The following is an 18645-nucleotide window of genomic DNA, read 5'->3' as shown; positions in this document are numbered from 1 at the left end:
AATAATTAAAAATCACTCAGATGGTGAGCCTAGTATGCACGCTATTGAAAAGCAAAAATCTCCCGTAAACGCTATATTTGATATGGTGTTAGGTACTCATACGACTAATTTTTGGCTACAGAAAATTAATCCATTGTGGTCAGTTCAACAAGCTTTGGGGAAAATTGTTGAAAAAGAACAATCCGCCGCAGATACGATCAGCTTAACCATCAAAATTAACCGTTTGTTTAAAATGGGGTTAGCAGGGCAGCATCATCCGATCACTGTCGAAATCAATGGTCGTCGTTATGAACGTACCTATAGTCTGACTCAATTAGATACGCAACATGTATTACTCACGGCAAAAAAAGTAGAAAAAGGCATTGTGAGTAACTGGTTGTTTGAATATGCCCAAGTGGGTGAGGTGATTGAATTTGGTCGACCTTATGGTGATATGTTATTGCCTCAAGTTGCCAGTCCATTGATTCTGGTCGCTGCAGGCAGTGGTATTACGCCGATGTATAGCTTGATTCAGGCATTGGCAGCGAACCAGCAGCTTGATCGTCAGCCAGTACATTTAATGTATTGGGTTAAAAAAAATGCAGACGTTGCCTTTAAACAACAGTTTGAGCAATTAGCCCAACAGTATCCCGATTTTAAATTTGATGTGTTCTATACCCAAGAAGTACCTGCGGATGCACGTTTAAATAATGAATATTTACATATCATTAAAAATCTTGAGCAAAGCACAGTGTTCGTATGTGGTCCTTCAGGTTTTGTAGCAACAGCTGGGCAATTATTTGAACAGGCCAAAGTACTCAAAAGCGAAGCATTTAGCCTAAGCCCCGTGATTTCTGATGACACCGGTTTTATCAATGTCACATTAACCAAATCCAATAAAGTGGTTGCAATCCCCAAAGGTCAAGCCATTTTAGTCGGCTTAGAACAACAAAATATCAAACCAGAACATGGTTGTAGAATGGGGATTTGCAATAAATGCGCGTGTAATAAAGCACAGGGTGCCACAAAAAACTTAGTCAATGGTCAAGAAAATTTTGAACCGAATAATTTACTGAGAATTTGTGTGAATACTGCCCAAACTGATTTAGTTATTGATCTTTAAGCGAGTTTTATCATGAATATGCCAGTTAAAATTCAATATTTTAAAAACACCAAAAACCGTGAACTGACCCAGACTGAGCTGGATGCTTTAGCGCGCGAGCTGGATGCGATTAAGCAAGAAGTCTTAGATGATATTGGTGAAAAAGATGCCAAATATATCAAAAAAGTATATGCCGCTATTCGTTATAGCAGTATTTTAGGCCGAGCATGTTTATTTGCAGGTTGGTTCCCACCAGCATGGTTACTTGGTACAGGTTTACTGAGCTTTGCCAAGATCATGGAAAACATGGAACTCGGTCATAATGTTATGCATGGGCAATATGATTGGATGAATGATCCACGCTTTAAAGGTACAACTTACGAATGGGATATTGTTGGAACTTCTGACAACTGGCGCCAGACCCATAATTATAAGCATCATACCTATACCAATATCAAAGGTATGGATGATGATATCGGCTATGGTTTATTGCGTTTATTCCCAGAACAACGGTGGAAACCGGGTTTTTTATTGCAGCCTTTATATGCAATTCCATTCTGTTTATTGTTCCAATGGGGCGTTGCGATTCAAAACCTTGAAATTGGTAAATTGGTTTATAAACGTAAAACGTGGGCGCAATTTAAAGAAGAGTGGAAGCCAACTCAAAAGAAAATTGGTAAACAGTTTTTTAAAGATTATCTTTTCTTTCCCGTGATTGCTGGTCCTGCAGCTTTACCTGTATTTACAGGTAATTTAGTTGCTAATGGTATCCGCAATATTTGGACATTTAGTATCATTTTCTGTGGTCACTTTACCAAAGATGTCGAAGTGTTCCCTAAAACTGTTTTACAGGATGAAAGTCGTGGACATTGGTATATGCGCCAGATTCGCGGTTCTTCGAATTTAACTGGTTCAGAAGCATTTCATATTTTGACAGGTCATTTGAGCCATCAAATCGAGCATCATTTATTCCCTGAAGTGCCTGCTCGTCGCTATCGTAAAATGGCGCCCAAAGTTGAAGCGGTATGTAAAAAGTATGGTTTAAACTACAACAATGCAAGTTTGTTTAAGCAGTATGGTCAAGTCCTTGGACGTATTGTGAAATATGCATTTCCATTTAAAAAATAGTTGATTTGCTAAAGCCACTTTTAAGTGGCTTTTTTATTGTCAATGATTGGGTTTTTCAGTAAAGTTTATTTGACTGTTATTAGGGTTAATGAGAAGAACATGATTCAAAAACAATTAGAAAATATACAAAATTGGTTAGTGCAACATGCTGCAAAGATCGCAAATCAATCACTCAATCCTGCGGCAAGTATTGCTGATATAGAACAATTTGAACAAAGGCTTTCTAAACGTTTACCTGATGATTTTAAACAGTTGTACTGTTGGCATAATGGGATGAATGAAGAGGAAAATTTAGGCAGTTTATTTTATGGTATGGAATTTTTATCGCTGACCAATATTGAAAATAAACGTGCCGATCTTGCGGATCTCGTTGATGAGTTGTTTGTTCTTCAACATGCTGACCCACAAATCAATCCAACCAATGCCCATCATCGAGATTGGGTTCAGTTTGCGCACGATGGTGGGCGCACAGGTTTGTATGTGGATTTAGCACCCACCGCCGTTGGTCAAATTGGCCAAGTAATCTTTATTGATCATGAATATGATGTTGGTATTCTAGTCGCCAACTCGATTACCGATTTACTTCAACAATTTTCAGATGATTTAGACAATGACTTATATCAGCTGAATGAAGATGCTTTAGAAGATGAAAATGAATTTTTAGAAAGTGATGCAGCTATTGATTTGGTCAATTGGCATATGAGTGAACGCTGGGCGCGCCCTGATTTTACTTAGCTTTTTTGAGAAAAATCATTTTATAAAATTATGTTTGAACGCTTCACTCATAAAAAGTGTATCAATAGCGATTATTGCTAGACACTCAATTTTGAACGCATTACATTTCTAATCGAATCAATTTTACAAAATCAAGTAAGCTCTAATTTTTAAACGAGCAAAATGATGGATCATAAAATAACGGTTGATGAGGTTGTAGCACGTTCAGTAAAAATCAGAGAACGTTATCATGAGCTAGAGCGAATAAATCATCATGCTGAATGGACAGTGCAAGAGGATGCTTTGGCATTTTTATCTGATGCTGGATTGGTTGGCAGATTAGTCATGGCGCAGACGGGGAAGTGGCTACACAAAGGGGATGCTCAACAAGAGTTGCAGCATAAGTTAGGTGAATGTGTTTGGTGGTTAGCCATTATTGCCAATGAATTAGATATGGATTTAACTGAAGCCACACAATACTTTTTAGATAAAGCTGAAAAGATTTAAATTTTTGGAAAAACTTCCATAGGAAGTTTTTTATAATCTTAGTTTAGAAGCCCGCATTTTGGTGGGCTTCATTCAATTTTTATATTTAGTATGAATGACTAACCGATAAATAAGTCATAGCCCATTCGGCCAATTAAAAATACCAGTAAAATTAAAAAGAAAATACGAATAAAACCACTCCCATATTTAAATGCTAAAGCTGTACCCGCAAGTGAGCCTAAAACATTGCAAACTGCTAAAATGATGCCAGCCATCCATAAAATATGCCCAGAAGGGATAAAGAAAAACATGGCAGCAATATTGGTGGCGACATTGACCAATTTGGCAGATGCAGAAGCATTTAAAAAATCAAAAGCAAATACTTTCACAAACAGAAAGAGTAAAAAACTGCCTGTCCCAGGGCCAAAAATTCCATCATAAAATCCAATTAAGGCGCCAAAAAATAAACCTAACGCAATTTCTTTCTTACCCGTCTGTAACACAGTATGGACTTTACCTAAGTCTTTTTTGGCAAAGGTGTAAATCGCAATCAAGATCAGTAAAAAGAATACGATATAACGCATCAACTCTTTAGGTATCAACGAAACTGACATTGCACCTAAAAAAGAAAATATAAATGCTGCCAACATTGTGGGTAGTATAAGTTTCCAATTGATTGTAACTTTCTTAAAGTAAGCAAATGCAGAAGATACAGTCCCTGCCATGGCAATGATTTTATTGGTTCCAAAAACTGTGGCGAGACTTTGATTGGGAAAGGCATGCATTAGTGCTGGGAGTAGAACTAATCCACCTCCACCGACCGCAGCATCAATTAAACCCGCACAAAAAGCGAAGAAGCCTAAACTCAGAAGTATTGTCTCGTATTCCATTACAGATTGTTCTAACTGCTATTTTAAGAGAATAATCATAGAATATATTCAAATAAAAGTAATTAAAAAGCGCTAATCTCAATCTATGAGATTAGCGCTTTAGTTTTAAATGCTTTGTAAATCTACAAGTTTTTCAAAAATTAGAAATCAACAGAAGTTTGTAGATAGAAAGTACGCGGTTGCCCTACGTATTTACCACCTGTAGAGTCAGATGAGCGAGTAAAGTATTCTTGATCAAATAGGTTTTTAATCCCACCAGCAACTTTTAAACCGTAAAAATCTTGTCCAAAATCATAACCAGTACGTACCGCAAAAGTTGAGTAACCCGGGATATCACCAGTACGACCATCTGAAGTTTCAACGGTTTGGTAAACATTGCCTGAACCCGGCGCATGTTGTTTAGATTGAGCAAACATATCTGCATTGACAGACCATTTGTCAAAGCTATAACCAAGCCCTAAATTTCCAACATGTCGTGAATAATAAGGTAAGTCCTTACCAGCAAATTTACCTGCCTCAGACATTGCTTTGGTAAAGGTATAATTACTATAGACTTTTAAGCCTTGCAGCGAGTCGTTGAGATTACCAAAGTCATAACTTAGACCGAGTTCTACGCCTTTATGAGTCGTTGCCCCCAGATTGGTCCAAATGCCTGTTCCAATAGTGTCTGGGCGCTCTAGTGATAGCTCTTTGTCGAAGTCTAAATAGAACACTGTAAATTCAGCATTTAAGCCATTGCCGAGATATTTAGTCCCAATTTCGTAGTTGTTGGATTTTTCAGGATGTAAACCATCTAAAGTGGTTATCGCTTTATTTCCTTCGACTTTAGCCAATTGATTATATTGCTGAGGACCAAAAGAAACCGCCGCATTGGCAAAGACATTCCATTGCTCATTGAAATTGTATTGCACTGCAAGGCTTGGTAAAAACTCATCAGAATTTATTTTTGGGTGTACCGTATTGATGAATTTACCATTTTGGTAGGCGGTATAATCATTATGGGTTTTAATTGACTCAAAACGTACACCTGGAGTGATGGTTAGTGCACCTAGACCAAAACGGTTATCAATATACACGGCATGCGCTTTGGTTCCACCTTCACTAGTGGTGTTGGCAAGACGTTCACCCGGTGTGCCTGTTGCAGTATTATATGGCGCTGTACGACCAGAAAACTCTGAACTATCTTCTTGTAAGTAGCGATAACCGACAGTGACTTCATTATTCATATTACCCAAAGTGTAGGCGCGTGAATAACGCGGTTCAATGCCAAAATATTTATAATCACGTGGAGAATTACTAATTCGACTATTTGCAGTACCTTCTACAGCTGATTCTAGATCACTGGTACGGAATGAATCGACATAATAACCAAGGATTTCAAAGTTATTGAGTTCATCTTTATGGCTGTATTTAACAGAAACATCTGAACGACGGCCAGCAAAATAGTTACGGTATTGGTTTGACTGGTATGGGTTTTTGGCATAATCCGCAGTCGTTAAGCCTTCTGGCATTTCGCCACGACCTTCATAATGATGCAAATTAAGTGCAATCGAATCTGCATCTGTAAACTGATATGACGACTTTAACATGACGTCATCAATATCTATGTCGTTATTGGCTTCGCGATAGCCATTTCCTTTGGTTCCTGAATAAAGTAGCGCAAGACCTAAACCATTATCCATAGTACCGCCGATAAAGAGGTTTGGGCTGTACTTGAGTTGGTCGGTACCTGTGGCGAATTCTGTGGTTAAACCAACAGAGCCTGATAGTTTTTCAGGGATTGCACGGGTATTAAAGTTGATGATTCCCCCCACGTTTTGAGGCCCAAAGCGGACTGAACCTGCGCCACGAACAACGTCTACAGATTCAATATTGCCCATTGAAACAGGTGCCATAGACAATTGTGGTTGACCATAAGGCGCGAAGGATAATGGAACACCATCCATCAACACAGTGGAGCGCGGTGAGAGGCGAGAGGTTAAGCCACGCACACCCAGATTGAGTGAAACATCACTACCCCCTGTGCCATTGCTATCCTGAACCTGAACCCCTGGCACTTGTTTTAGCGCATCACGGATAGAGGTCACCGCAGATTCGTCCATTTTTTTACGATCGATAATGGTACGTGCACCTGCATGCTTGTGAACTTTTTCAGCATTGGCTGCTTCAAGCCAGTTTCCTTCAGCTTGTACGGTGATTGTTTTAAGTGTTTGTGTTGAAGTTTCTTGATTGTCTTCGGCAAAAGCAGCATTGGATATAAAGCTAAGTGAAACAGCAATTGCAAGGCTGAGATGTGAGGGTTTAAACAGGGCGAAGTCAGGTGTTCTATGGCTTGAAATTTTCATAAAGAGATAGGCATTTGAAATTGTGCGTATCTTAATCTCTTCAAGCATATTTTTAAATCAGGATGATTATCATTTAAAACTATTGTTTAATTCAAATTAATAGATTTTTTAATCAAATATTCACTTTTTTATATTGCAATCGCAAATTTATATAGTGCAATAGCAAAAAACCGTGCATAAGCACGGTTTATATAATAATCAAAAGCTTATTTAAACTGGATCGAACCATTGGCATTGACTGTGATTTTTGATTCACCAGCGGCCATGTTCTGACCACCGACTGCATCGGCAGCTTCGAACTTAGCCATAGATGCACGCGCTGCATATACTGGTTGCGGATAAGAGTTGCTGGTATTGATGTTGATATTGACCAAGTTATAAGACGATTTATTCCATGCTTGCGTTAAAATTTGCGCACGTTGTTGGAAGTTCTTTGAAGCCTCAACCATCAATTCATTTTCAACTTTTTTACGTTGTTCATCAGACACTGTGAAATTAATCGATTGTGTTTGGAAGCTGGTTTGCAACTCGTTGATTAACTGGCTTGCCGCTTTAAAATCTTTACTTTCGATTTGAATTTCTGCACGACCACGCCATTCTTTCAATTTTTGGTTGTCATTGTCATAAACAGGATAAGTGGTTTGTGAACCGGTTTCGACTTTAACTTGTGGATACTTTTTCGAAATGCTAATGGCTTGATTCATTAACTGGGTAATTTGAGAAGATAACTCAGCAGGTTGCTTGTTGTTTTTCTCAATAAAAAGTACAGCATGCATTTCATCATTAGACACTTGACGTGTCGCATCTGCTTGAACGTTGACAATATTGTAGTTTAACGGGTCATTTTCTGCTGCCATCGTCATTGTGCTCAGTGTGGTTCCCAAGAGTAAAGTAGTTAAAGCTAAATAACGCATAATGAATCCTTAAAATTGTTTGACTAAATTTTATGACCGAAAGATATATTGTATAAATTGAATCTGTTTTTAATCATAAATCTGGTTTGCGGAAAACTATGGCAGATTTTGTGGTGCATTTGTAATAATTTGCATATAAATTGCAATTTTGTTTTGATTAAAATATTTTAAAAATTAAAAGCTTATCGAGTTTGATTGTGATAAAAAATGATCAGAAGGGTTGAGATTTATAAAGTGATTTTAATTATCGGCTTTTCTTTGCTTTGTCACATAGTATGATGATAATAACCAATTAGATTTAGCTAAATGTTTTTTTCGATAAATGGAGTGTGGATAAGTACATAAAAGATATTTATTTTCTTGTAAAAAACTGTATTATCGCGCTCCTAGTTATGAAGATTAAAAGCACTCTAACTAGATTTCTATAAAGCACCGAGTCAAAGGACCACAAGTCACCCGACTTATTTCTTTCAACCCATATCAGAGATGGTAATTCGATATGAGCGTTACTTCTGTAAATCCTGCTGCCACTTCCACAAACGAATACTACTTGACTCGCCAAAGTCAGATGGAATCGAATGTTCGTAGTTATCCACGTAAATTACCGTTAGCGATAGCGGAAGCACATGGTTGTTGGGTTACCGATGTTGAAGGTACAAAGTACCTCGATTGTTTAGCTGGGGCAGGAACATTGGCATTAGGCCATAACCATCCTGCGGTGATTAAAAGTATTCAAGACACTTTAGCGAGTGGTCTCCCTTTACATACTTTAGATTTAACAACGCCTTTAAAAGATGCTTTCACTGAAGCACTGCTTGCACAACTTCCGGGTGGGCAAGAAGAGTATTGCTTACAGTTCTGTGGCCCATCTGGTGCAGATGGTACAGAAGCAGCGATTAAATTGGCGAAAACCTATACAGGTCGCAATACAGTTATCAGTTTCTCTGGCGGTTACCATGGGATGACTCATGGCGCGTTAGCGATGACAGGTAACTTATCTGCTAAAAATGCGGTAAATGGCTTAATGCCAGGCGTACAATTTATGCCATACCCGCATGAATACCGTTGCCCGTTGGGTGTTGGCGGTGAAGCAGGTGTTGATGCCTTAACTTATTATTTCGAAAACTTCATTGAAGATGTCGAAAGCGGTGTAACTAAGCCTGCAGCTGTGATTCTTGAAGCAATTCAAGGTGAAGGCGGTGTGGTTACAGCACCTGCGAAATGGTTGCAAAAAATCCGTGAAGTGACTGAGCGTCATAACATTGTGTTGATTTTGGACGAAGTTCAAGCGGGCTTTGCACGTTCAGGCAAAATGTTTGCTTTTGAACATGCTGGTATTGAACCTGATGTTGTGGTGATGTCAAAAGCAGTGGGTGGTAGCTTACCATTGGCTGTTTTGGGTATTAAACGTAAGTTTGATGCTTGGCAACCTGCAGGTCACACAGGTACTTTCCGTGGTAACCAACTTGCAATGGGTACTGGTCTTGCAACGATCAATACCATTAAAGAGCAAAACCTTGCACAAAATGCGCAACAACGTGGTGATTTCTTACAAGCTGAATTGAAAAAATTAGCGCAAGAATTCCCATGTATTGGTAATGTTCGTGGTCGCGGTTTAATGATCGGTATCGAAATTGTGGATGAGCGTAAGCAAGCGGATCATATGGGTTCTCTTCCTGCGGATTCACAATTGGCTGCTGCAATTCAAACGGCATGTTTTAACAATAAATTATTGTTAGAAAAAGGCGGCCGTAGCGGTACGGTGATCCGTTTACTTTGCCCATTGATCATTACTCAAGAAGAATGTGAAGAAGCTATTGCGCGCTTTAAGAAAGCGGTTGCAGAGGCTCTTATTGCAGTTCGAGGCGCTTAATTCATGGTAGATTTTGCAGAACATCGTAAAGCGTTACTCTGCAATGATGCTCAATCTATTGCTGACTATGAGTCAGCAATGGGTGAGGCGACCAAAGCGGTCGCAGCATGGTTGCAAAATGACAAAATGTATACAGGTGGGAGCATTAAAGAACTTCGTGAAGCGATTTCTTTTGCACCGTCTAAACAAGGTCTAGGTTTACACCAATCGCTTGAGCGTATGGTTGAGCTTTTCCTGAACAAAAGTTTAAAAGTACATCATCCGCATTCTTTAGCACATTTGCATTGCCCAACCATGGTGACAAGTCAAATTGCTGAAGTCTTGATTAATGCGACCAACCAATCAATGGACTCATGGGATCAAAGCCCAGCAGGTTCTTTGATGGAAGTTCAATTGATCGACTGGCTGCGTCAAAAAGTAGGTTATGGTGCAGGTCAGGCAGGTGTGTTCACCTCTGGCGGCACTCAATCTAACTTGATGGGCGTATTGTTAGCGCGTGACTGGTGTATTGCCAAGAACTGGAAAGACGAAAATGGTCTACCTTGGTCTGTGCAACGTGATGGCGTTCCAAGTGATGCCATGCGTAATGTCAAAGTGATCTGTTCTGAAAATGCACATTTTTCTGTGCAAAAGAACATGGCGATGATGGGCATGGGCTTCCAATCTGTGGTGACTGTTCCAGTCAATGAAAATGCGCAGATGGATGTTGATGCGTTAGAAAAAACCATGGCGCATTTACAGGCTGAAGGTAAAATTGTTGCTTGTGTCGTTGCGACTGCAGGGACAACCGATGCAGGTGCGATTGATCCATTGAAGAAAGTGCGTGAAATCACCAATAAATATGGCGCGTGGATGCATATCGACGCAGCATGGGGTGGTGCACTGATCTTATCGAATGACTACCGTTCAATGCTTGATGGCATTGAATTGTCTGATTCGATTACATTGGATTTCCATAAGCATTATTTCCAAAGTATTTCATGTGGTGCGTTCTTGTTGAAAGATGAAGCGAACTATCGTTTCATGCATTATGAAGCTGAATATTTAAATTCTGCTTATGATGAAGAACATGGTGTACCGAACCTAGTGTCTAAATCTCTACAAACTACACGCCGTTTTGATGCGTTGAAATTGTGGATGACGATTGAAAACCTAGGTGAAGAGCTTTATGGTTCAATGATTGACCATGGCGTTAAGCTAACTCGTGAAGTGGCAGATTACATCAATGCTACTGCTGGTTTGGAAATGCTGGTTGATCCACAATTTGCATCGGTATTATTCCGTGTAATACCTGATAATTATCCAGTTGAATTGCTTGATACTTTGAACCAAAACGTTGCAGATGAATTATTTGCGCGTGGTGAAGCCAATATCGGTGTAACTAAAGTTGGACAGGTTCAATCTTTGAAAATGACCACTTTAAGTCCAGTTGCAACTTTAGAAAACGTCAAGAATCTTCTTGCCTTGGTGCTAGAAGAAGCGGATCGTATTAAAGATGCAATTGCTGATGGTACCTATACGCCTGCAATTGACTAGATTGATATCCAGTTGATTGACGTTTGAAATAGATTAATTTTATTTCAAAAAACGCCCGATGAATTTCATTGGGCGTTTTTTATTTAAGGCTGTTTTGATCTAAAATATGATCAGTGATCAAATACTTGGTCATAAAAAAGAGATCTTATTGATCTCATTTAAATTGAATGTGAGTATTAAAAATTACACATTGAGCTATTACGGGTGAGATCAGGTCCCCAAGTACGATAACCTTGAGTATCAATATGGATTTGCCCTGAAGCATACAGTCCTAAGCCCATGTTTAAGCTTTGACCATACTGCGACCAGAACTGGCATAATTTGAATTTGGTATGTTCAATATACGCATAATCTTGAGGTTGCGGATTTTCTGGCCCAATACGGAAATCAATGGCTGAATTGAATAGGTGACGTGAAGATCCAGCACCACCGGCACATTGGTTTAAAGGTAAGTCTCGATATACCGAGGTTACAGTAAAATCAGTCAGAACTTTAGAGGCAACCAAGTATTTAAATACTTTTAATGTCGGTAATTGATTACTCCAAAGCTCACGACTTGGAATCATATATTCAGACTTACCACACTTGTCCCAATCACGCGCAGTTTTAAATAACTCAAAACTAGGAATAATATTTCCAGCATTATTTTGTTCAAGAAAACGTTCATAATCACGTGCACGTGACTGATTGTCTCCATAGATCAGCCATTGGCGATAAGATGAAGGCATCGTTTTAGGAGGAATGGGTCGCTCAATCGTAATTTTTTCTTCGGGGATGTAAATACGCTGACCATGCGACGTGCTAATTGTTGGATTCTTTTGAGGGGAAGATGTACATCCAGCCAGAATCATTGTAGTAACACCGACAGCAAGTAAACCTTTCAAAATAAATTTCATTCTCAATATTAGCTAAAGCAAGTAACGGGCTATTTTAGTCTAGTTTGGCGCGTGTATTATGGATAAATTGCAAATAAATGTACAATTTACATATTAAAATGCAAAAAGATCAGCCTAAGCTGATCTTTTTTATACAATACTTATTTTTCTAAGTATTGTAATTTATCGGCTTTACCATTCCACTCTTCACGATCTTCAGGTTGATCACCGATTTGAGTAATGTTTGGCCATTTTTGAGCAAGTTCAGCATTTAATTCAATAAATACTTCTTGACCTTCAGGGAGTTCATCTTCAGAGAAAATTGCATTTGCAGGACACTCAGGTTCACATAGCGCACAGTCAATACATTCGTCTGGACTAATGACTAGGAAATTTGGACCTTCATAAAAACAGTCTACTGGACATACTTCTACGCAGTCTTGATATTTACACTTAATACAATTTTCAGTGACAACAAAGGTCATGGCGTCAGCTACCTAAAAATATGGTTCTAATTAATAATGCTGTATTTTAGGGAAAACGCCGCAAACTAACAATTGCTTTTATTGATATTTAATATAGAAGAACCTGCTAAATCAATTTTTTTTATAGAAAATTCTCCTAACTTGTGATTAATTATGCATTTTTTAAAATATGCGCTGTAATTTTGATGTGGCCATAGGTGAAAAAATGCTAAACATATTCAAAAAAGAACATAAATATGAGACTAAATCACAGAAGCGAAATGGAGTTATTACCTTCGTATGCTGGTTTTTTAGCCAATTGCTATATTCAGAACTATTTAGAATTCTTTAGACCTGTATTTTCAGTATGAGTCAGATCATCACAAAGTATGGATAAGATGAATATCTTCAGGTTCTAATTTCCATAACTGCTGATCAGGTTTTTCTAAGACCAGCGCGCCTTGTTTAAGATAAAAGTCGACAGTACGCTGGGTTGGTGTTGCTGAAATATACAGTTGTTGTGCACCAAGTTGCTCAGCTGATTTTATCGCGGAGTGCATAAGCTGTGTACCAAGACCAAGGCCTTGATGATTTGCATCGACATAAAAATATTGTAATAGCTTTGCCTCTGGATAATCAGTGATGACTTGATTAGATACCAGTTGCACACCAATTAATCGATTCAATTGATTAAATGCGCCCACACATAGTCCACCTTGAATAAGATGCTGCTTTAACAGAGGGGGATCATTTTCTAAATGATATTCATCCCAGCTTTGCACATCATAAAAACAATCGACCAAATGTAATTTTTGCTTTTGTTGTAGATACATTTGAGTGATTAATTCACGTCGATCAATATGTTGCCAAATGAGATCTATATTGGAAAGCTGCAAGGGCCTAAGTGAGATATTGATATTATTCTCCTAAAACTTAGTACTCAATCACCTATTGTGGATTGCTTTAAATTATCGTCTAGATTGCTCTTTAAAGATTAATAGACGCAAGTTATTTCCAGCCTAAGTAGAGGATTTCAAACTTACTTAGACTGGATAGCTGTTACTGCTTATGCATTTAGTGCTGCTTTTAATGCATAGAGGTGATCAAGCGCTTGGCGAGGGGTTAAATCATCGACATCAATATTTGCTAAAGCATCGAGTACTGGTGATGACTTTTCAACTTCAACGACTTTTTCAATTTCAATGATGTGTTCAAACTTTTCAGGCTCAACGGTTTCAACTTCTGCAAATAAGTCATTTTGCACAACGGATTGCAATTGTTGCTGTTGTTGTTTCTCTAAAATTTTTAAACGCTTTTGCGCTTCTTTAATCACCCCCGCAGGGATCCCCGCAAGTTTTGCAACTTGTAAACCATGACTTTGGCTGGCAGGACCTTGTTGTACTTTATGCAATAGAATCAAATTACCATTTAACTCCTTGGCAGTCACATGGTAGTTATCAATAGCCACTTCTTTTGAAAGTTCAGTTAATTCAAAATAATGTGTGGCAAAGAGACATAAACATTTGATTCGTTTGGTTAGATCAAGCACACATGCCCAAGCTAGGGATAGTCCATCATAAGTACTTGTACCACGACCAACTTCATCCATAAGCACCAAAGACTGATTGGTTGCATGGTGCAAAATCTGAGACGTTTCGGTCATTTCCACCATAAAGGTAGATTTACCCGTAGATAAATCATCAGCAGAGCCTATTCGAGTAAATATACGGTCAATTGGTCCTAACTTCGCTGTTTTAGCTGGGACGAAACTACCACAATACGCCAGCAAACTAATCAGTGCAGTTTGACGCATAAAGGTCGATTTTCCGCCCATGTTTGGCCCTGTAATGATCGCCATACGATGATTGAAATCGAGTAGGGTATCATTGGGGGTAAATGGCGTTTTACTGAGTGACTCAACTACAGGGTGTCGACCAGCGGTAATTTTAATCCCGATTTCTGGGCTATATTCAGGTCGGTTCCAATTATTCAAACGGGCCTGATGGGCAAAGTTTGCCAATAAATCGATATGGGCAATCGATGCACTCATCATTTGTAAATTGGCAATATCCGCTCTTAATTCTTCCAGTAACATTTCAAAGAGTAGTTTTTCTCGCGCAAGCGCACGTGATTCACTGGAAAGTACTTTATCTTCAAAAGATTTTAATTCTGGGGTGATATAACGCTCGGCATTTTTCAGCGTCTGACGACGGATGTAATGATCAGGCGCTTGTTCTGCTTGGGCACGGGTGAGTTCGATATAGTAACCACTGACACGGTTATAACCAATCTTCAGGGTATTAATGCCCGTGTTTTCTCGCTCTTTGATTTCTAAATCAATCAGGAATTGGCCTGCGTGATCACGGATTTTACGCAGTTCATCGAGCTCATCATCAAAACCTTCTGCAATTACATTGCCATCACGCAATAATACAGGTGGGTGTTCAACAATCGCAGACAGTAAACGTTGGTGTAATCCATTAAAATCGCCCAATTCTTCATTCAATTGCACAATCAATTTAGATTGCTGAGTCTCAAGAATCGGTTGGATTGCATGTCTTAAGAATGGGATTTGTGCACATGCTTGACGAAGCTGCACCAAATCACGAGGACGTGCACTGCCAAGTGCAACACGACTTAAAACCCGTTCAATATCGCCAATTTCTTTTAAGACTAAGCGAACAGGACTTTCATGGTAGCCTTTCAGTAAAGTATCCGTTGCATCTAAACGTGCATCTAAGATTTGAGTATCACGAATGGGCTGCATCAAAGTACGTGCCAGCAATCGTCCGCCCATTGCTGTTTGGCAATCATTGATTAAGCTAAACAGCGAAGTGCCGTGCTCAAATAAAGGATCAATAATTTCTAAATTACGGCGTGTAACAGGATCAAGTGCAATAAAATCTGAGCTTTGTTCTAATTTAATTGAACGAATATGTGGTAACGCAGTTTTTTGAGTTTCTTTGGCATAATGAATCAGTGCAGCGGCAGCCGCTTTAGCCAAGGGTAGATGGTCAATACCAAAACCAGAAAGTGTGGAAACTGCGAATTGGTCACATAAGGTTTTTTGTGCGTTATTTAAATTAAAATCGACATTGGGCCGTTTGGTAATCGGGCATTCAATTTGTCGTTTAATATCTTCAATAATATTTGGGTCGACAATGTCCTCATCGACCAATATCTCACTTGGCATTAAGCGAGCTAATTCAATCGCCAAGCTTTCAGATTTAAATTCTTGTTGTTGAACTTTAAAAATACCAGCACTTAAATCCAGCAGTGCCATACCAATTTGGTTTTGTTGAAAGCAGATTGCAACAAGATTCGATGCTTGTGTTGCGGTTAACAGGGCATCATCGGTCAATGTTCCAGGGGTAATAATTCGCACTACACCGCGTTCAACAGGTCCCTTACCTGTGACTTCACCAATTTGCTCACAGATGACAACCGCTTCGCCTTTTTTAACCAAACGCGCCAAATAGCCTTCCGCAGCATGGTATGGAACACCTGCCATTGGAATAGGTTCACCATTGGCTTTACCACGATGAGTGAGGGTAATACCCAAAAGTTTTGCGGCTTTTTTAGCATCGTCAAAGAACAGTTCGTAAAAATCGCCCATGCGATAGAACATTAAAGAGTGTGGATGCTGCATTTTTACTTTTAGATATTGCTGCATCATTGGGGTGTGGGAGGATAAGTCAGCCATTGTTTCCATGCTATTCATGTATGTTAAATCTCTAAATTTAAATAATAAATAAGTTTATTTTGAAAGTTTGGCTATCTAACCAATTCTAACAACTTCTGTGCAAATCTGACCTAAGCAAAGGAAAAAGCATCGCTTTAGTGTACTTTTATTAGTGCCAAAATTGAGTCAACAATGTGTGAGGAAACAAATTGGTTTCTCTCGGTCGCCATCTTAACAAATTGAGGCTGATTCACAAAAAGGAATCCGAAGATGAGTGCGGAAATTAGCAACAAAAAGAAAATGGCATGATCTGCTCGTGCTATTGATAAGATGAAGATAGGGGATGTCGTAAAAGAGGTGGGTTATCTCTATTTAACTAAAGTGATTATTGTTTTACGCTCTGAAGTTAAGAAAAATATACAAGGTGTGCGAAATTTAAAAGGACAACTTGAAGCAAGACGAACTATATGCTTATGTAATTACAGATAAAATAACACCTGATAGCATCGTCTATACTAATTAATGGCGTAGTTAAAATTCTCTAGATATAGCGGGTTCTGCCATCATAAAATTTATCATTCTACGCACTTTGCAAATGGTCAAAATCATTTTTATGGAATCGAAAATTATTGGAATTAAAATCAAAGGTTAGTATGAAAATAATAATATACCGAAAAAGATTATTTCCCTTATTTTTGAAGGAAAGGGGGGCAAGATTTACTACGGAAGTCCAAAACCACTATTGAGAATTTTGAGATCATGGACTGGAATTTAAAGCTCATCTAGTAGGACTCCGTTTTTATTATTAGATGATCAATATTTTTTAAAAACAATTAATTACGCTAAATTAAAGCATCTATATTTATTTATGTTTGGAAGTTAAACAATTGATTACTTAATTTGAAATGGTAGTATGATTAATGGTTTTAATGTAAGGTATTTATATTTATAGAATTTTTTTGATTATTTAGCATTTTTGTTTTATATGATAAACAAAATGTTTAAGATGTAAAGAAAATAATAATCAATAATTTTAAACTTTAACGTCCAGTTTTTTTAAGTAATTATTGTTTTGTCAAAATCAAGCACAAAGGTTAAACGAAAATATAATCGAACTTATCTAAGGAAAGGTGATCATGCATTTATTCTCATTTCTATCTTCTTAACGAGAGTTAAATATCAAGGTTGGAATGATGGACAAATTAAAAAAGTATTGAAAGAAGCGACAAGTAAAGATTATGAATATTTATATTTTACTTTAAAAATGAGTTTAGATAAGGAAAATATTTAAGGTATATTGGAAATTCAGTTCAAAGGAACTGAATTTCCCTTTTTAATTATTGAGATTTTAATGTTTTTATTTCATTTTCTAAGGCTTCAATTTTACGTTCTTTCTTTTTAATCTTATTTAAATTTCCAGATTTTTGCTCTAGTTGTATTTCTGATTTAAGTTTTTGTATTTTAATTTCTTTTTCTTTGATTTTAGTGTCTGTTTTTTGCTTTAATGTCACATTATTGCAATGTATCTGATTTTCTTTTAGTGCTTTTTTAAGACCATTTATTTCGTATGTATTATTATGTTGTATTGCAATTTTTAATTTACTTTCGATTTCTTGTTGTTTTGATTCGCATGATTGAAAATTTTGAGCATTTGAAGTGTTAATTGATACGAAGATTATTGAGGCTGTAGCAATACATTTATAAAAATTCATTCAGGTTATTTCCTTTTTAGCGTTTGATTGTTTTAATTTTAGTTTGAAAAATATTTATTTATCAAGTTATTTGATAAATAAACTTGATAAATATGATTGATTTCATTTTATTTCTTTAAGTCATTATTAAAATTCAATAATTTGTCTTGTATTGGGTATTTTATTATTTTTGTTAAACTTATCACTCTTTTCCTTGTGAGTTGTGAGTAAATTTATCTAATTGAATTCAATAAATAATTTTTTAAAATATTAAATTTATATTTAAATTTTTAAGAAAATTTGTTTTAAATGTATAAGTAATTTGTGTGAAATGTAAAGAATTGTTTATCGCTTAAAGATTATTATCCTCATAGTTTCATTTGGTTTTATTTATCATTTAAAGGTGTATTTATGAAATTAGTAAATCGTTTTCTAGCAATAGCAACTATGAGCATTATGGTTACAGGCGTTGCAAATGCTGCGCCTACAGTAACATTTCAAGGGGAAGTTACAGATCAAACTTGCCAAGCTTCAATCAATGGTGGAACCAATGGCGTGGTTTTACTACCTACGGTATCAGCAAATACGCTAACTTCTTCTGGTGCCACAGCAGGTTTGACACCTTTTACGATTAATGTCACTGGATGTACTGCACCTAGCTCAGATCTTGATATTAAAACAAAATTTTTAGGTCACTCAGTAACTACGAGTGGCAATTTAGGCAATGTAGCAACAGTTAATCCTGCTACTAATGTTGCGATTCAGTTGACTAAAGAGGCTGCTGGAACAACTTCAGTTGTTCTAAATGGGCCAACAGCTGTTGAAGGTCTGAAATTACTCAATGGTGCAACAAGTGCCAGCCATGATTTTGGTGCGCGTTATATTTCTGAAGCTGGTGGTGCAACACAAGGTGCTGTGACCTCAGTTGTTGAATACACCTTAAGCTATCAATAAGGTTTTATCTGA

At 37.6% G+C, this 18645-nt stretch carries 15 protein-coding genes and 1 pseudogene; 8 read left to right on the top strand and 8 right to left on the bottom strand.

What is annotated here, in order from left to right; all coding sequences use genetic code 11:
* Window positions 1-34: 34 nt before the first annotated feature.
* The 4 genes from CQZ96_RS06435 (at window position 35) to CQZ96_RS06420 (ending at window position 3430) form a co-directional block, all read left to right on the top strand.
* Window positions 35-1102 carry a ferredoxin reductase gene (locus CQZ96_RS06435; RefSeq protein ID WP_105714266.1) on the top strand — a complete coding sequence of 356 codons (1068 nt, stop codon included), beginning with the start codon at window positions 35-37 and terminating at the stop codon, window positions 1100-1102.
* Window positions 1103-1114: 12 nt separating this feature from the next.
* The gene (locus CQZ96_RS06430) at window positions 1115-2209 is read left to right on the top strand and encodes a fatty acid desaturase family protein (protein ID WP_004721703.1); all 1095 of its coding nucleotides are present in this window, start codon (window positions 1115-1117) and stop codon (window positions 2207-2209) included.
* Window positions 2210-2308: 99 nt separating this feature from the next.
* A complete protein-coding gene (locus tag CQZ96_RS06425; protein WP_105714267.1) occupies window positions 2309-2944 on the top strand; it encodes an SMI1/KNR4 family protein in 636 nt (211 codons plus the stop codon).
* A 165-nt stretch (window positions 2945-3109) separates the two neighbouring features.
* Complete coding sequence (locus CQZ96_RS06420; protein WP_004721698.1) at window positions 3110-3430, top strand: hypothetical protein; 321 nt, start codon at window positions 3110-3112, stop codon at window positions 3428-3430.
* A 98-nt stretch (window positions 3431-3528) separates the two neighbouring features.
* Here the strand turns inward: CQZ96_RS06420 and CQZ96_RS06415 are convergent, their stop codons facing one another.
* From CQZ96_RS06415 to CQZ96_RS06405, 3 genes are all read right to left on the bottom strand, one after another.
* Window positions 3529-4299, bottom strand: coding sequence for a sulfite exporter TauE/SafE family protein (locus CQZ96_RS06415; RefSeq protein ID WP_004820319.1), 771 nt, complete (start codon window positions 4297-4299; stop codon window positions 3529-3531).
* 140 nt (window positions 4300-4439) lie between these two features.
* On the bottom strand, window positions 4440-6644 hold the full coding sequence (locus CQZ96_RS06410; protein ID WP_105714305.1) for a TonB-dependent receptor family protein: 2205 nt from the start codon (window positions 6642-6644) through the stop codon (window positions 4440-4442).
* Window positions 6645-6850: 206 nt separating this feature from the next.
* Window positions 6851-7558 carry an SIMPL domain-containing protein gene (locus CQZ96_RS06405; RefSeq protein ID WP_004721692.1) on the bottom strand — a complete coding sequence of 236 codons (708 nt, stop codon included), beginning with the start codon at window positions 7556-7558 and terminating at the stop codon, window positions 6851-6853.
* Between the two features lie 499 nt (window positions 7559-8057).
* Here CQZ96_RS06405 and CQZ96_RS06400 point away from each other — a divergent pair, with 499 nt between their 5' ends.
* Window positions 8058-9431, top strand: a complete 1374-nt coding sequence (locus tag CQZ96_RS06400) for a diaminobutyrate--2-oxoglutarate transaminase (RefSeq protein WP_004721690.1) — start codon at window positions 8058-8060, stop codon at window positions 9429-9431.
* Between the two features lie 3 nt (window positions 9432-9434).
* Window positions 9435-10967: a pyridoxal phosphate-dependent decarboxylase family protein gene (locus CQZ96_RS06395; RefSeq protein WP_004721689.1), complete on the top strand. Its 1533-nt coding sequence runs from the start codon at window positions 9435-9437 to the stop codon at window positions 10965-10967.
* A 176-nt stretch (window positions 10968-11143) separates the two neighbouring features.
* Here CQZ96_RS06395 and CQZ96_RS06390 read toward each other — a convergent pair whose 3' ends face one another.
* The 4 genes from CQZ96_RS06390 to mutS all read right to left on the bottom strand — a co-directional run bounded on the left by CQZ96_RS06390 (window position 11144) and on the right by mutS (window position 16027).
* A complete protein-coding gene (locus CQZ96_RS06390; protein WP_004721687.1) occupies window positions 11144-11863 on the bottom strand; it encodes a D-Ala-D-Ala carboxypeptidase family metallohydrolase in 720 nt (239 codons plus the stop codon).
* A gap of 140 nt (window positions 11864-12003) precedes the next feature.
* Window positions 12004-12327, bottom strand: a complete 324-nt coding sequence (gene fdxA, locus CQZ96_RS06385; RefSeq protein ID WP_004721686.1) for a ferredoxin FdxA — start codon at window positions 12325-12327, stop codon at window positions 12004-12006.
* A gap of 359 nt (window positions 12328-12686) precedes the next feature.
* Window positions 12687-13217, bottom strand: coding sequence for a GNAT family N-acetyltransferase (locus CQZ96_RS06380; protein WP_416377032.1), 531 nt, complete (start codon window positions 13215-13217; stop codon window positions 12687-12689).
* Between the two features lie 155 nt (window positions 13218-13372).
* Window positions 13373-16027, bottom strand: coding sequence for a DNA mismatch repair protein MutS (gene mutS / locus CQZ96_RS06375; protein WP_105714269.1), 2655 nt, complete (start codon window positions 16025-16027; stop codon window positions 13373-13375).
* Between the two features lie 436 nt (window positions 16028-16463).
* Here mutS and CQZ96_RS21890 point away from each other — a divergent pair.
* Window positions 16464-16763, top strand: a pseudogene (locus tag CQZ96_RS21890) (IS1595 family transposase); the annotation flags it as partial.
* A gap of 562 nt (window positions 16764-17325) precedes the next feature.
* On the opposite strand, the gene CQZ96_RS06370 reads toward CQZ96_RS21890, so the two are convergent.
* Complete coding sequence (locus CQZ96_RS06370) at window positions 17326-17700, bottom strand: DUF1090 family protein (protein ID WP_004721683.1); 375 nt, start codon at window positions 17698-17700, stop codon at window positions 17326-17328.
* A gap of 390 nt (window positions 17701-18090) precedes the next feature.
* On the opposite strand from CQZ96_RS06370, the gene CQZ96_RS06365 reads away from it, so the two are divergent.
* The gene (locus tag CQZ96_RS06365; protein WP_056515326.1) at window positions 18091-18633 is read left to right on the top strand and encodes a fimbrial protein; all 543 of its coding nucleotides are present in this window, start codon (window positions 18091-18093) and stop codon (window positions 18631-18633) included.
* Window positions 18634-18645 lie beyond the last annotated feature (12 nt).

Origin of the sequence: Acinetobacter sp. MYb10 (genome assembly GCF_002980175.2) — a bacterium.
Taxonomy (GTDB): Bacteria; Pseudomonadota; Gammaproteobacteria; order Pseudomonadales; family Moraxellaceae; genus Acinetobacter; species Acinetobacter guillouiae.
This window is presented reverse-complemented; position numbering and strand designations above follow the sequence as displayed.